Origin of the sequence: Proteus terrae (genome assembly GCF_003144325.1) — a bacterium.
In the GTDB taxonomy this organism is placed as follows: Bacteria; Pseudomonadota; Gammaproteobacteria; order Enterobacterales; family Enterobacteriaceae; genus Proteus; species Proteus terrae.
In genome coordinates, this window is the sequence record NZ_PENS01000012.1 from 96,480 (window position 1) to 112,057 (window position 15,578).

15 protein-coding genes are annotated in these 15,578 nt (G+C 30.4%); all 15 read right to left on the minus strand.

What is annotated here, in order from left to right; genetic code table 11:
* A complete protein-coding gene (sctE, locus tag DK857_RS13245) occupies positions 1–2,199 on the minus strand; it encodes a type III secretion system translocon subunit SctE (RefSeq protein WP_109402414.1) in 2,199 nt (732 codons plus the stop codon).
* A 1-nt stretch (position 2,200) separates the two neighbouring features.
* Positions 2,201–2,707: a SycD/LcrH family type III secretion system chaperone gene (locus tag DK857_RS13250; protein ID WP_109402415.1), complete on the minus strand. Its 507-nt coding sequence runs from the start codon at positions 2,705–2,707 to the stop codon at positions 2,201–2,203.
* Positions 2,708–2,853: 146 nt separating this feature from the next.
* The gene (locus DK857_RS13255; RefSeq protein ID WP_109402416.1) at positions 2,854–3,918 is read right to left on the minus strand and encodes an EscU/YscU/HrcU family type III secretion system export apparatus switch protein; all 1,065 of its coding nucleotides are present in this window, start codon (positions 3,916–3,918) and stop codon (positions 2,854–2,856) included.
* Entirely contained in the window at positions 3,911–4,684 is a 774-nt protein-coding gene (gene sctT / locus DK857_RS13260; RefSeq protein ID WP_109402417.1) for a type III secretion system export apparatus subunit SctT, read from the minus strand. Before sctT ends, DK857_RS13255 begins: the two co-directional genes overlap by 8 nt.
* Positions 4,685–4,689: 5 nt before the next feature.
* Positions 4,690–4,944: a type III secretion system export apparatus subunit SctS gene (gene sctS, locus DK857_RS13265; protein ID WP_036934456.1), complete on the minus strand. Its 255-nt coding sequence runs from the start codon at positions 4,942–4,944 to the stop codon at positions 4,690–4,692.
* Complete coding sequence (locus tag DK857_RS13270; RefSeq protein WP_109402418.1) at positions 4,944–5,603, minus strand: EscR/YscR/HrcR family type III secretion system export apparatus protein; 660 nt, start codon at positions 5,601–5,603, stop codon at positions 4,944–4,946. Before DK857_RS13270 ends, sctS begins: the two co-directional genes overlap by 1 nt.
* Before the next feature lie 4 nt (positions 5,604–5,607).
* A complete protein-coding gene (locus DK857_RS13275; protein WP_109402419.1) occupies positions 5,608–6,525 on the minus strand; it encodes a FliM/FliN family flagellar motor switch protein in 918 nt (305 codons plus the stop codon).
* Positions 6,522–7,730 (minus strand): synaptonemal complex protein 1, encoded by a 1,209-nt coding sequence (locus DK857_RS13280; RefSeq protein ID WP_109402420.1) that lies wholly within the window; start codon positions 7,728–7,730, stop codon positions 6,522–6,524. The genes DK857_RS13275 and DK857_RS13280 overlap by 4 nt, the downstream gene beginning before the upstream one ends.
* A complete protein-coding gene (locus DK857_RS13285; RefSeq protein WP_109402421.1) occupies positions 7,708–8,172 on the minus strand; it encodes a type III secretion protein in 465 nt (154 codons plus the stop codon). Before DK857_RS13285 ends, DK857_RS13280 begins: the two co-directional genes overlap by 23 nt.
* Positions 8,156–9,457: a type III secretion system ATPase SctN gene (gene sctN, locus DK857_RS13290; RefSeq protein ID WP_109402422.1), complete on the minus strand. Its 1,302-nt coding sequence runs from the start codon at positions 9,455–9,457 to the stop codon at positions 8,156–8,158. The genes DK857_RS13285 and sctN overlap by 17 nt, the downstream gene beginning before the upstream one ends.
* A 3-nt stretch (positions 9,458–9,460) precedes the next feature.
* Entirely contained in the window at positions 9,461–9,874 is a 414-nt protein-coding gene (locus DK857_RS13295; protein ID WP_109402423.1) for an InvB/SpaK family type III secretion system chaperone, read from the minus strand.
* An 8-nt stretch (positions 9,875–9,882) separates the two neighbouring features.
* The gene (locus tag DK857_RS13300; RefSeq protein WP_109402424.1) at positions 9,883–11,988 is read right to left on the minus strand and encodes an EscV/YscV/HrcV family type III secretion system export apparatus protein; all 2,106 of its coding nucleotides are present in this window, start codon (positions 11,986–11,988) and stop codon (positions 9,883–9,885) included.
* A gap of 16 nt (positions 11,989–12,004) precedes the next feature.
* Positions 12,005–13,081, minus strand: a complete 1,077-nt coding sequence (gene sctW, locus DK857_RS13305; protein WP_109402425.1) for a type III secretion system gatekeeper subunit SctW — start codon at positions 13,079–13,081, stop codon at positions 12,005–12,007.
* 4 nt (positions 13,082–13,085) lie between these two features.
* Positions 13,086–14,798 (minus strand): type III secretion system outer membrane ring subunit SctC, encoded by a 1,713-nt coding sequence (gene sctC, locus DK857_RS13310; RefSeq protein ID WP_109402426.1) that lies wholly within the window; start codon positions 14,796–14,798, stop codon positions 13,086–13,088.
* Positions 14,782–15,537 (minus strand): helix-turn-helix domain-containing protein, encoded by a 756-nt coding sequence (locus DK857_RS13315; protein WP_109402427.1) that lies wholly within the window; start codon positions 15,535–15,537, stop codon positions 14,782–14,784. The genes sctC and DK857_RS13315 overlap by 17 nt, the downstream gene beginning before the upstream one ends.
* Positions 15,538–15,578: the final 41 nt, after the last annotated feature.

Consider the following 15,578-nt stretch of genomic DNA (forward strand, 5'->3'; position numbering starts at 1 on the left):
TTAAATAGATATATTTTTTATAATATCTGACTTTAATTTATTACTCACTGAAGATTTATCACTCATGCTTTTTAAAATCTCAGTTAAAGTATCAATATTTTCATGATAACTTTCCATTATCTTATCCATCAATTTTTGAATTAGATTTAATATGGCTTCCAACTTTTTACTATCTGCCATAGATTGCAAAATTTTTGCAGAAATAATGCTACTATAAATATTAACTGCATTTGTTGCCGTTGAGTTTACCAATTTAGAAATAACCACCGTACGATTTAACATGGTGATAGCTTTCTGTGAAATATCCTTAGTCAGTTGTTTATTAATTTTCTCCATTACTTCTTCAAGTGCTTGCACAATGATTTCTTTAATCATTTTTCCCATCATAGATTCTAATGCATCATGCAATATTCTTTTTAATGTATCTCTGAGTTGTTGATTAAATATTTTATTTGCAACATTGGTCATACCTTTCATTGCAGGACCAATTACAAAGCTTAATGCCATTGCAGCAACAAATAAAATAACAGTAATAGCTATTTTTAGTGCCATTTTCAGTTTTTCTTGAATTGAATTTTTCATCTCCTCAATCATTTTCTTATCTAAGCCCAATCCCTTTAATCCATCTATAGTGCTATTAATTACATCAGCTAAAAAATCAACAATGGAATCTATCGCTTTCATAATAGCTTCTGAAACAGGTGCCATTATTTCGTCCATAAACGATTTATCATGTATAGCTTGATATACTTCATCAGCGACAGTTAACGCCACATCAGCGACAAATAATGTTACCGCAACAGCCATTAATGCCATTGAAGCACCTGCTGTAAAAATAGAAGCAATACCTGCGACAAGTGCGAGTAATCCACCTAAAATTTTTAAACCAATGCCAGCCCAAAATTGAATCTCCTCTTGCTTTTTAATTTGAGCTTTTTGATCTTCTATTTTATCTTTTAATGTTTTTTCAGTGACTTCCTGCATTTCTTCAAAGAGTTTTTGCTCACTTTCAGTTCGCTGTAACATTACTTTTAATGTTAATTCTCTTGTTTTCGCCAACAAAAAAGTTAACAATGCCATTCCTGATAATGAGTCAGACATTATTTCAAGCTCTAATGCACTTTGTGAAAGCGTTAATGTTCTATAGGTATCTTTTATTTGTTCCAGCTTTTCTTTAATTGACTCATTTTCTTTCTTATTTATTAATGCTTTTAATTCTTCTCTATGTGACGTAATTTTATTTATCTTATCGTCGCTTATAGGCACGTTAGGCATATATTTAAAAGCTTCATCAAAAAAATCAGATAGTTTTCCATATAATTTATCTAATTCATCTAATGACATTTTTGAAAGATCATCAGGCAACTTCATAAATGGAAAAGCTTTTTCAAGTAACTTTTCCGTATCTTCTTTCGATTTAATATTTCCAGAGAGTAATTCTTTAATTAATGAGCTTGGGATATTGTTGTTTTTTAAAAACTTTTCAACTTCTGCTTCTGTTTTGAAATTATTATCTTTTAGCTGATTATAAATTTCCATCCAATAATCAACATAAGCATTTTTAGTATTTTTTACTTCATCTAAAACTGAATTAATTTGTTCTTTTAAACCATCAATGCCTTTAGATAGTTTATCTAACTTATCCAGATAGTACTCAAGTTTATCTGGATCTTTAATGTTATTTAAAACATTTTGATGGATCACATTTTGATAAGATAATTGTAAGAATAAAAAATCATAATCTTTACTTGTTTTATTATTTTCTAATTTAATTGGCTCTGAAGGTATAGGTAGTAATGATTTATTTTTATATGTATTTAATTTTCCCTCTACTTTTTTGTTATATAGATATTTCTCCTCACTAAGAATATTAAGTTTTTTGTTTCTTTTATTAACTTTATTTATCTCATTAAAATTTAATGTCTCATTATTATTTTCATTTTGTTCTGAAAAAACATTTATTTTATATTTAATATCATCTTTAATATTAATTCTTTGATTATTCTTTTTTTGCTCTAATGGCACACGAAGTGAAGGTGCTAAAAAATTATTTTCTTTTTCTTTGAATTGTGATGCGACAAGATGCTCACTTGCCGCATTAATTTGTTGTGCTTGCTGTACGTTATCTTTAGTAATTTTATCTATCTCTTTAGAAGTTAAAGGTGTAGATAATATTGTGTTATCATAAACCTTAATCATGCTATTCTTCCTTCTCGGTATTCAAAACAACAAGAGGCACATCTTTTAAAGATCCTAAGTAAACATCGGCTCTCTCTTTTATAGAGAGATCATTGATATTTTTTGACACCTGATCGAAACAATATTTAGCTTTTTCTTTTTCACCTAATGATAAATTACATTGCCCCGCATAAAAGACTGGTCTGTAATCATCCTTTGCATTCAAATAAGCTAATGCATAAAGATCAATGGCGACTTGATACTGTTTTTTTAATTGTTTAACCGCGGCGAGCCCCATAATATAGTCAACATTATAAAAATCGTAGAGGCATAAAAATTTAAAAATAGCTTCGGCTTCATCCAGTTTTCCTTTCTGGTAAAAGTCATATGCAAATGAATAAATTCCTTCCATAAATCCTTCTGAGATCGTGCTCTCATCCTTGAGTGAAGCCCCGTTTTGAGCAATAGAAACAATATAGCTTGCTAATTGATCAAGCTCTTTTTCTGACATTTTTTTATATGCTGACATGATGTTAATCCTTTCATCTATGATGAATAATTAATAATTAAATAATAATTTATTCATTATTTAATTTCTTTAATAAAACACACGCCTATATTTACAAATATAAATATATTATTTTTATAATTAAATTATGAATGCATTCAATGGATTTATTGGTGATTTATATAATCCATTTCCTCTCTTAATAATCCGTCAATCTCAATTCTCTTAAGCCAAATAAGAATATCCATGACATCTAATAGATCTTGATCTATCATTACTTCAAATAAATGATATTTATGATAAATTTTTCTCGCTAATTCAGGATAGCGAATAACGGGTATACCCACTTTCTTAGCATAAGCTTTCACGGCTAATGCTTTATCATTAATACAACTTAATGATACCAATGGCATGATGCCATTTTCGGGATCAAAATAAATACCTACTGCCACATGAGTAGGATTAACAATAACGGCTGATGAATCACGGATCACTTTTTTCATCGGCTCATCCAATAATTCTTGATGTAGCTGTCGGCGTGTTGATTTTATTTCAGGATCGCCTTCCATATTCTTATTTTCTTGCTTAACTTCATGTTTTTCCATCATCATATCTTTCATAAAAATAAAAAAATCAGCAATAATATTTAGAATAAGAATAGGTATTGAGAGAATAAAAAAAACAAATATAAAGCTAATGACAAGTGAACACCACTTATCAATAATAATATTTAAATTAGTACGATATAATATAAATATTTCAGAACCATGTAAAATAATAAAAACATAACAAGTCACTAAAAATATAACTATAAATAATAATGTTTTTAAAAAGTCTTTAACTGTTCTTATGCTAAATATTTTTTTAAATCCAGAGATAGGATTTATATGATTAAGATCCAGTTTAATAGCTTCAGTAGCAAGCTTAAAACGCGACTCAAATAAGGAAGGAATTGCTCCAGATAAAAAAGTAACAGCAAGTATTGGTAATATAATATCAAAGAATAATTTTGATATTACATTAATATAACTTTTTAGCGTAATATTTGTTGGATGAAGCAAAAGAGATTGATAAAAATGACTAAATTCATCTAAATTAACTTGATGAAATAAATACATAATACCAATAAGATAAACAAGCCCTGATGTTAATTCTTTACTTTTAAAACTTTGCCCTTTCTTTGCAGAATCATCGAGTTTTTTCTGGGTGGGTTTCTCTGTTTTTTCAGCCATGATAAATACTCATGAAAATAGTATAAAAATATCTATTATTAAAAAATTCATACAGCTCTGTTGTCATTGCTGAAGCAAAGAACAAAAGTAGAGATATAAATGCGATAATTCCTTTTATACATAATGACAGAGAAAAAGCATTTAATTGAGGGCAAAAGAGAGAATAAACACCCAACGCAACTTCACTTAAAAACATAATAATAAGAACTGGCGATACTAAAATAATTGCAGTGCGGATCATGTCATTCAGCCAATGACCAATAAAAGAATAACCAATCTCTTTATTAAAATAACCAAGTGGAAATACATCATAGCTATCTTTTATCGTACTCATTAATGAGGTTAGTCCTCCTACCGATAAAAAATAAGCCGCACAAAATAACCCAGTCAATGAAGCAAATTCAGAAGATTCAATTCCTGTTGTTGGATTAATTGTATCCCCGATACTCGCTCCTCTCTGGTTATCAACAAATTCACCAAAAGCAGATGCAATCCAAAAAGGTGTAGCAAACAGAAGTCCAATTAAGATCCCAAGAATTAACTCACTTAAAATTATTATTTCCCATGTATTTCTTATTTCATCAGTAATTAGAATACTTGGCTTGATTCCCATAGCAATATAAAAAATAATAATATACTTTAAAAGCTGGCTATTGAGTACCCGACTATTTAAAAAAGGAATAAAAAGAAAAGTAGGAAATAACCTAGCAACAAGGAGAAAGAGATCAACTAAATAAACCTGTATATACCCTAGCAGTATTAACATTTCATTTATCCTGCTAATCCTAACGTCATCATCTCTTTGGCATACACTAATATTTTATCACCCATCCAACCCATAGTAACTAACAGGCAAACAAAAACACCAACAAGCTTTACACCAAAAGGTAATGTTTGTTCCTGGACTTGGGTGATGGTTTGTAAAAGGCCTATTGCCAATCCGATAAATGTTGCTATTGCAATAGGTGCAGCTGAAAGTAATATCACTAAATAAACAGCTTTATTTGCAGCATAGACCATATCCATTATCTTACCGCCATGAGGTCAAGATATTGATTAATTAATCCCTTAGCCAGAAGAGTCCAACCATCCATAGCGATAAATAAAATTAATTTCAAAGGTACGGATAATGTAATTGGACTCATCATCATCATACCTAAAGCTAATAGAATGCAGGAAACGACCAAATCAATAACAATAAAAGGTAAATAGAGATAAAATCCAATGATAAAAGCAGATTTTATTTCACTTAATGCATAAGCGGGAAGCAACGATAATAACGAGTTTTCTATGTTTTCTTTATCACCATAACTATCAGGTCGATTACCTTGTGCTTGTTCAAAAAAATCTAATAATTCAGGCTCAGAATATTTGTATAAATATCGCTTGTATTCCACTAACGCATCATCTGAAAATTGTTCAAATGAATTCGGAGAAGTTATATCAATTGGATTTTCAATAAGATATTGATAGGTATTTTTTGCTATTGGCGTCATCACAAATAGAGCCATCATTAATGCAATCGCATTAAGCACCATATTTGAAGGTACTTGTTGAACCCCTAAAGCGTTACGAGTCATAACAAGCACAATAGAAAATTTTAAATAGCAAGTCCCAGCAGCAATGATGAAAGGTGCTAATGTGGCTAATGCTAATGTTAAAATGAGTGTTGTTGAACTTTCCATATCTTTAATCTTGCTTTAAATAAGCACGTTGAATTTCAACAGCAAATCGCTCACCAACTTTAATTAATTCCCCTTGAGCAATAGCAACGCCATTAGCAATTAATGTAATATGACGTAATGCATTATCAGGTAAAATAATTTGTTGTCCCGGTGTTAATTCTTCAATTTGTTCAAGTAACATCATTTTACTTGCAAGCAAAAAAGAGAGAGTCACTGGAATAGATTTAATCGCTTTTAGCTCTATATTTTTTTGTAATGTAATTTCCGTATCTTCAACTAACTCTTCATGTTCTGCTTCATTAGCAAATAACTTTTCATCTAAAGTCACAGTATTTTCTCCTTCTTGCCACCGATAACGCATCCATTTTTTTTCACCAATAATGAGTGAAAAATCCACGCTATCAATCAGCACGATATCGCCCAAAGAGAGCGTTTTTAATAATGAAAATGACATTGTGCTTTTGCCAAACTGATATTGAGCAATAGCACTAACTTTATTTTTTGATGACAATATCCATTCATAATATTGATCAAAGGAACTAATAAATATGTCACCAATTTCAGTATTAATAACGGGATAGCTAGATTTTTCTTGATCTCCTAAACAGATATTATCAACGATTAATGACACAGGCTCTTTCGAAAAAGGAAACAATATTTGTGAACATTTTTGTGAGAACAGTGTATAGAGATAAGCTTCCGGAATAAGCTCCCAATCTATTTTCTTCTCCGGATAAACTTTATCCATTACTTGACTAACTTCGACAATACCTGTAAATGAACCTAATGTATTATTACCCTTTATTTTAAAGTAATGAGCCGAAGAAATAGGTAACTGAGATGTATATAAAGATGATAAAATATTCATTAAATAGCTATCTTCTTTCTTGTTAATACTATTTTTAAGATCTAACTTTATCATTTATCATCTTCTTTATTTTCAGAAGAAGGATCTATCGCATTAATATGCCAGTGACTATTATCATTCTCTAATAAAAGAGATAATCGACCTTGATATTGGTTAAAATTTTCTAAAGAAGATTGATAAACTCGCCCAGTAGAAGCAATTAATTGGATCTTTTTGTCAATATCAAAATTCACTTTCATTTGATGAAATTCACTTCCCCATTTTTTAAAAACATAAGTAATACTAGGAGGCTGAGATACTACGGATACTTTTTTATAAAGAATACTAAAGGCGGGTATATCAAGTATTCTTTTAAAAGATGATGATCCTGATGAAGCTTGTTGAAATTCAGGTTTTATGTAACTAGCTGGGAGAATGCCACTTAGATTTTCTACATTTGAATTTCTATTTTCAACATCTTTTTTAATGGATTTGTTATTTATTTCTTTATTATTCTGATAGTTATCTTTTTCAAAGAGATTGTTATTTTCAACAATTAAATCATTTTTAGTATTTAATTTATTCTCTTCAATTTTTAATGTGATTTTATTCTTAATTTTTTTCGTTTTTAATTCATTAGGATAACGTTCATTTTCAATATGCTCATTAATTTTATTAGTCTCGTTTTGCTTCTCTGCTTTTTGATTAACTTTTTCGTCCTTTGCTCTATGAGTTAAATTATTAGGATTTATTTTTAATTCGTTTTTATCTGCAGAAATATCAGTTTTTTTTTCTTGCTTAGATTTTAAACTTATCGGTAGATTTAAATCATTTTCAATTATAACATTATTAGCGACATGATTTGGTTTATTTCCATAATGAAATAAGCTTTTTTTTTCTATTTTACATCCTTTTTCAAAGGAGCAAATTTGTGAATATATCTTTCTTTGAGTTAATAATAACCCCTCTATATTCAAATATTCACTTTCTTCTCTTTTTTCTTTTTTATCTTCTAATTCATCAACTGATTTATTAGAGTTTATTTTTGAAATTTCTTTTATATCAGTAGTTCTCTTATAATTAAGATTATGAAAAAAATCTAGTTTTTGTTTTATTTTACTAAACTCTTCAGAGGAAAATTTCTCTTTTTCAATATTCAACAACTCAACAACTATAGAGAATGGTGATGATTTTTTAGAAAAAGTAGATTTAACCTCATTACTTTGTTCATTTATTAAACATCTATTTAATATTAAATTATCTGTCTTTATGAATATCATACAACACCATCTCCTGAATTTCATTTTTTTCTAATCTTTCAATATATAACTCTTTTTCTAATGCTTTTCTTTCAAGATAACGCTTCATTTTATTTTGTTTTTTGATTACCACTTCTCTTTCTTTTTTTAAAAATAAACTCCCTTTTTTTAGCTTTTCTAATTGATGCTCTATTTCTTTAATTTGCGTAATAGATATATTTAACGAAGCTAGTACAATCGCTTGTTTACGTTTCTGTTGATTTAAAGAGAGCGTCGAATAACTTCCTGCTTTTTCATAAAATGGGATCTCTTTTTCTAATGCCGATGCCAGTGAGGCTTGTTCTTCTTTTTTAATTTCTGCTTCTTTTATTAATTTTTGATACTTTTGTTGTTCTTTCTCTATTCTTTGCTGGCGCTTTGCAATGGCATTTATCAAATATTGCTGATTAAGAGGTAAGCGCATAAAGTTGCTTTAGTGTTTGTTGATATTCTGCCTTTTCTTTAAATGACTGAATAAGAAAAGCCTCTATTGCTGATTGCTTATTGACGGCCATATCATTTAACTCATTCTCACCTACACGATATTCGCCCAATTCTTGTAATAATTTAATATCCTGCAAACGCATCAATATTTGTCTTATTTTTAATGCGGCTTTTTGTTGTTCAGTATCCGTTATTTGCTGAAAAATACGACTTACACTTCCTAAAATATCAATAGCTGGATAATGGCCTGAAGCAGCTATTTTTCGTGAAAGATAGATATGTCCATCAAGGATAGAACGGATTTCCTCACCGATGGCATCTGGTTCATCATCACTTTCGAGCAAGACAGTATAAAATGCCGTAATGGAGCCTTGATGAGTCACGCCTGGTCTTTCTAAAATTGCGGGTAATTTATCAAAGACAGAAGCAGGATAACCTTTACGAACAGGAAGTTCGCCCGCTGTAAGAGCTACATCTCTTAATGCTCTACAGTAACGCGTCATAGAATCAATAAATAATACGACGTTTTTACCTTGTTCTCTGAAATATTCAGCAACCGTAGTGGCAACTAATGCCGCATTACAACGTTCTATTGCAGGTTGATCGGAGGTAGAACAAATTAATACCGTTTTTTCACATCGTTTGTCTTTTTTTAATTCCTCGACGAATTCGGTAACTTCTCGGCCTCTTTCACCAATAAGTCCAATAACAAAAATATCAGCCTGAGAGAAACGGATAAACATGTTCATCAACATAGTCTTACCTGTTCCTGCACTGGCAAAGATCCCCATTCTCTGTCCTAATCCACAGCTTAATAAACCATCAACTGCTCGAACACCAGATTCAAATATTTCTGTGATAGGGCGACGATCACTAAATGAGGGAGGATGACCATCAATAGGCAAATATGAATAGAAGTTTTCCTCTACCATTTTTTTATCATTGAAGCGTAATAAATAATTACCTTTTATATCAATCATACTCCCTAAAATATTAGGGCTTAAAGCGACAGAAAATGCATTACCAGTTGGTACTACGATTATTTGCAAAGAATAACCTTGTGAGCTTCCCATCATACTTAAAATCGTAATACCGTTGCGAAAGCCAATTACAATCGCTTCACCAACGATTTCCCCATTAATAATAGAATCTTTTAATAGGCAAATTTCTCCAATAAATACACCATGCAACATCACTTCAAGAATATTGCCTTGTATTCGTATAGGATGAGCTGCATGATGAAATATTGAAAATACGTTATTCATTTTTTAATTAATGAATTGTTGGTGGATGGTATTCATCATTTGAAAATACTCATCTATTGCTTTTGCCATTGACTCACCATTTTGCAAAGCAATAGGCATAAATGAAGCTCGCAACTCTAATTCAGATTCAACTTTCACTAAAGCAGGTTGACCAGGATAAAAGCTTTCCGTTTGATTATTAATGCTAGTTAATAATAATGGCGCACTACATTGTGATAACAAATTTTCATTATATTCACCAAGGACAGACCAGACCATCGGAACTTCATCAACAACTAATAAATTTATATCCGGCATATCTCCCAAGCTAATTGTGATTGTTGAATGATTATCAACAGATTTCCCTTCTGAGAATAAATCATTTCTCCCAATTACATTCATAGCATCCATAATTAAACTTGCTAGATCAAAAGACATAACTTCTCCTAAATAGATTGTAAAACGTTAATTTCAATATCTGATGTAATTTCATCATAAGATAAAACAGATAATTGTGGATATTGTGTTTCTATTAGTTTTTTAACAAATCGCCTTATATCTATTGCTGTTAAAAATATATAACTTTGTACATATTTAATTTCATCAACAGCTGTAGATATTTTTTCTATGATCATATCAAGTTCAGCAGGTTCTAAATTTAAAAAGGTTCCTGAAGAACTTTGTCTTATTCCACCTCGAATTATCTCTTCTACATTATGAGATAAAATAATTGCATTAAGTCTGCCATCGTTTGAAAAAAAATAACTAATATAACGCGAAAGTAGAGCACGAATATGTTCTGTTAAAAGCATTGGATCCTTCTCTTTACTTCCCCACTGTACTAAACCACCTATAATAGTTTTTATATTCCTAATAGGGATTTTTTCTTGCACTAAACGTTGTAAAACATCATTAATTCGTTGAATAGAAACTTGTCTATAACACTCTTTTAAAAGCTCTGGAGAATTCTCTTCTATTTTATCAAGAATATTTTTTGTTTCTTGTATACCTAAAAACTCAACAATATTCAACGTAATCAAATTAGAGAATTTTTTATAAAAGTAATCTTCTGCTAGTTCTAATTGATAACCTATTAATTCTAACTTTTCTTTATCATTTTTATTAACCCAATAATGTTCAATATTATTATCCTCTATCCTTATCGATTTAAAACCTAAAGAAAAAAATTCATCATTAGGATTTGCAATATGAATAAATGGGAAAGGACAATAAAATTCATCTGCCTTAACTTCATTTATTAAAATAATTATTTTATTATCATCAATTTTATCTGAATAATGAATAATAATATCAGGAAGCAATACACCATATTGTAAAATAAATTCTTTCTTTAACCATTTTTCAAAAACGAGCTTTGAAAGATATGCTTTCTTTTTAGAAGAAATCGTAATAATTAAGGGCAATGTTTCTGCTTGAGATAATGTGATATTCTCTTTTAATAAACTATTTTCATCTTCTGACTCATTTTTATTTGAAAACAAATTTGAAATAAGCCCTTTTTTACCATCAGTATCTGAATCATTATCTTCATTCTTATCTTTTTTATTATCTGTTATCGTTTCTTTTCTCCTACTTTTCCATTGTTTTTTAAAGAAATATCCACCCAATATCACAGATAAGATAAGAAATACGGGGGTTGGGAATCCAGGCAAAAATCCGATGACAAAAGCGAGGATTGCAGTTACTAATAGAGCAAAATCTTGTGCAAGTAGCTCGTTCATAATGCTAAAACCAAGATTATTATTTTCACCGCCAACACGAGTGACAATAAAGCCAGCACTAATAGAAATCAGCAATGCTGGAATTTGTGCAACAAGCCCATCACCAATGGTTAAAAGTGTATAAGTATGTAGTGCCTGTGAAATTGAGAGGTCCATTTGAGCCATACCAACAGAGATCCCTCCAATTAAGTTAACAAAGATAATCACAATGCCAGCAATTGCATCACCTTTAATAAACTTCATTGCACCATCAAAAGAACCATATAACTGACTTTCTTGTCCTAATTCTTTTCTTCTTATTTTCACTTCTTCGTTATTAATAATGCCAGACTTTAAATCAGCATCGATACTCATCTGTTTTCCGGGCATTCCATCCAAAGAAAAACGAGCAGCAACTTCTGCAACTCGCTCTGAACCTTTAGTAATAACCAAAAATTGCACTATGGTGACAATAGAGAAAACAACGAAACCAACAACTAAATTTTCACCGATAACAAACTCACCAAATGAAGTAATTATCTCACCTGCATCTGCATCTAATAATATTAATCGACTTGTACTAATAGAAAGAGCAAGTCGAAAAAGTGTTGTGATCAGTAATAATGCAGGAAAGGTCATAAAGTTCAATATTCGAGTAATATAAAATGAACTCATGAAAATAAGTAAAGAAATAGTAATATTCAGCCCAATAAGAAAGTCTACAATATAAGTCGGCAAAGGTATGATTAACATAATAATAACCAAAATCATAACCGACAATACGATTAACTCTGGTCTATTTTTTATTGCCAATAGAAATCTATAAATCATAGAAATTATCCGTAAATTATTTTCTTTGTTGATACTGTTCTAGTCGAAGATAATTATCTATAAACTTCTGTATAATTATTTGGCATTCATCTCTAAAATCATCAGATAAATACAATGATTCAGGGTATTTATTAAACATTGTTTTTAGCCCTTGCAATAACTTCATTTTTATATTAACTAAATAATTAAGCCATTCATTTTCTAAAAGAGAAATTAGGTACTTTTCCATTTCATCAGGAAATGTCATACCATAAAAAATCAATTGATAAAGATCTTTTTCAGTTATTGTATTTTTTAAATCTTTTGTTTCTAATCTCTTTATATTTATTTCTATAAAGCTATATAAAATACGTAATTTATTAACTCTATTAAGAAAATAACCAAACTCCGAACTTTGAGAACAACTTGGCATAAGTGATTGCATATCACAAATTAAGCTTTGTGTTAGAAAACTTAAAATAATAGTACATTGTTTAAGGTCATAATCTTCAATCCACATTTTAAAAAAATAGATAGGCTCAAGATCAAGATTAATATAGCTACGATAAAGATTTCTTAATGTTGAAGCATCGAGAGAAAGTAATTTAGCAAATGCTTTTGCTTGCAAAGCAATATTAATGCCGGCTCTAATTTGCTTCCCATTTTCTCCCTCAAGAAGATGATTTATCTCATTCTCAATTCCTGCATCTAATTGCGCCCCTAATTTTTTTTTCCTGAGTAATTCTCGTAAAACCATAACGAGATCACTTTCATCAGGGAACATTTTACGTAAATATTGAAGCAATTCTTGCAAACTTCGTCCTGATTTTCTAAATAACATCATAACTTTATCAAGTTTTTTATCGGCGCCCTCTTCTGCAATATATAATGTACTTTGCCCTCTATTTGCTTTTTTATCTAATAGTTGACCAAAACGTTGAGAAAAAAGAGTAGCAACCATAGACATATCGTCAGATATCTCTATTAATTGATTTTGATAATTTTGATTTTCATTAACTTTAGGTTGTTTGTACTCAGTTTCTTGTTGGCTTTTTTTACCAATACTACTAGGTGTTGAATGTGTCAAAGTAGAGGTATTAATTGGTGCAATCATGATATTACCTCATAAAAGCCTGAAGTTGTTTTAATGCCTGAGATGTTTTGTTGTCCATCGGTTCAAATGGATTTTCAGTGATAGAGCCTAACAATTCAGTTTGTGTTTTTTCTAATAAACGGGGTTGTAGCATAAAAATACGTATCATCTTTTTATTATTGTCAGATTCATATTTGAATGCTCCGCCTATTAAAGGGATAGCGCTAAGAAAAGGAACTTTACTTTCTGCTTTCACATTATCTTCTCGTGTATATCCACCAATTAATAAGCTTCCTCCCTCTGATACACGAGCAACAGTGCTAATATTGGTACGATTAATCACTGGTAGTTTTTCAACATTTTCATCAGCACCGCTGTCATCTTTTTTTTCTGCACCATCTTCAAGATTAATGATCATCTCAATATCTTTATTTGAGTTACCGATACGCGGTAATACACTGATCATCGTGCCAAATGTTGTTGATTCTAATGAAGCAACTCGTTCACCTTTTATTTGAGTATAAAAAGTCGTGTTGTTATCAAAAATAGCGGGAGTATTTTCTTGTGTTAATAAGATCGGACGAGAGACCATTTGAGCTTCGCCATCTTCACTCAATGCTTTAATTTTGCCTAAAAAGTTAAAACCAGATGCAGCACTTAAACTTGCTGTATTAAAAAAGAAACTGCCTTTACCAGATCCATAACTTGCTTGCCAATTAACACCTAGACTATCTGCTTTATTTTTAGAGATATCGATTATCCATAATGACAATTCAACTTGTCTTTTAGGTTTATCTAATTGAGCAATAAGTGAACCTATTAATGCCAAACCTTCCCGACTTGTTTTCACTAAAAGGCTATTTGAACCCGGTAAAGGCACTAATTCGACGTTATATTGCCCTACTTTAGTGATAATAGGAGCATTAGTTTCTTCAATATCATTTATCTCTTCATCGTATTTCTGGCTATCGTTACTTTCTGGGGTTTCACGAGGCTCTACGGTTGTTCTTTTTATTTCTCTAGAAGACATAAATAACTGCTGTAAAACAGTAGTAATTCCTGGCAGTACCACTTTATCATCACGTAAGGTATAAGTTCTGTCTTGTACAAAAGTATTTTTTAATGGAAATATCTGTACAAATTCATCACCATAACGAGAACTTCCCACTGGTACTTGGTTATTTGTATTTTCATTAATTTGCTCTTGTACATCATTATCTAAAAATTCAGCGGCAGCTTTGACTAATTTAATATAAACAGGAGGACCAGAAATATAGAAAGTACGTTGGTCTCGCCCAGCACGTAACGGATAACGGGGATCATATAATCCCACATCTTGTAAATACTCTTTTAACTCGACTAAGCTTATATTTTTTACTTGAAAGAGTTCTTGTAAAATCTCACTACTCTCATAGATATAGATTGATTTTCCATCATTAAAATAGAGTAATGACAAACGTTTCACCATCAATTCAAATGCTTCTTCTGGTGAAGAAATATCAAAATTTCCAGTTACTCTCTCCTTTTTTACAGCACTACTCAGAATAAAAGGTTTATTTAATTTATCTGATAACACAAGAAAGAACTGTTCTACTCGAGTATCAACAGCGATAAACACATCAGGTTTTTTTACCTGATGTGTATAGATAACCTTTCCTTGCGCAGCTTGGATTTGAAAAGAAAAACCACAACAAAGTACTAGCCCAATGACACAATAAATCTTATTTTTTATTTTCATAAAGATGCTGACCAATTCGACGAAATTCTGTTGGTGTAATACCAAATAGCGTCTTGATTTCATTTGAGAAATGAGACGCTGAGCTAAATCCATTATCGACGGCAATTTGTGTTAATGATTCATCAGTTGATAGCGTGGTTAAAATGGAAGATGCCGCACGCCATGAACGTAATTGACTTTTTCCACAATTACCTAAATAGCGTTTACATAGTCGTCTAAAATGTGTACCTGATACCCCATAGCGCTCTCCAATTTGTGCAATATTACTTTTCTTCTCATCTAAATAACTAATAAGATGTAAAATAAGCCAATAACTTTCACTATGTCTTATTGTGACAAATAGAGGTTCTAATTGGCTTTCTGCTTTTATTGCTTCATTTATTAATACGTATTCTAGGGATTTATTAGTATCTTCTATATAAAAAATCTGCTGATTAATATCAAATTCTGATCCTATTGCCGTCATTTTGGAAAAATCGCGTGCATAATCAATAAATGCTAATAATCTTGCACAAATAAAAAATGATCGTTTCTCAATTTTCCATGACTGATTTTCAGATTGAAAAATAACATCTTCATTTTTTGAATTATAAATAAAAGCCTTTCCTTTTATAATTTTAGTCTTTTTTTTATCATATATCTTGACTGGATAATCATCCTTCAGAGGAATGCAAAAGAATAATGAATTCCCCAGTAATATATTTTTATCACCGCTTATTTTTATATCATTTATTAACATAAAAAATACCTCATCTTATCTTGTTAAATAATAAAAAGTTA